Below are 414 nucleotides of genomic sequence, written 5' to 3'. Positions count from 1 at the left end.
CGCCATGCGCCGCCTTGCCCGGCTGCGCCGCCACACTGACGGCTGCCGGCGCCGCGCCGGCCAGCGCCCCCTGCAGCATCTTCATCTTGCCCTCCAGCTCCACCAACTTGCTGGACAGCTCCGCATTATGATTATCCAGCGCCTGGCACTCCCTGGCGCTCATGCCGGTCGGCGCGCACGACACCGGCGCCGGCCGCTTCACGCCCTTCGGCAACGGCAGCGGCGCCAGCGGCAACAACGCCTGCGCCACGCCGACCGGCACCTCGGCCGCCTCCTCCTTGGGCGGCGACTTCATCGGCTTGCCATCCGCCGACACCCACACGCCCGCGATCCGCCGCGGCTTGCCGGCCGGCTTGCCCTCGCCGGCCGCCACGCCATCGGCCAAGCCGGAAGCCGTGCTGGTGCAGCCGCCCA

The 414-nt window shown here is 73.7% G+C and carries 1 protein-coding gene; it reads left to right on the top strand.

The genetic code is table 11. From position 1 onward, the window contains the following. Positions 1 to 161: 161 nt before the first annotated feature. On the top strand, positions 162 to 414 hold a 253-nt coding region (locus GJ695_RS29905; RefSeq protein ID WP_208024214.1), incomplete at its 3' end, for a hypothetical protein.

The sequence above is a fragment of the Duganella alba genome (assembly GCF_009674495.1).
In the GTDB taxonomy this organism is placed as follows: Bacteria; Pseudomonadota; Gammaproteobacteria; order Burkholderiales; family Burkholderiaceae_D; genus Rugamonas; species Rugamonas alba.
The sequence above is the reverse complement of the archived record's forward strand: the minus strand, read 5'-3'. Positions and strand labels throughout refer to the sequence as shown.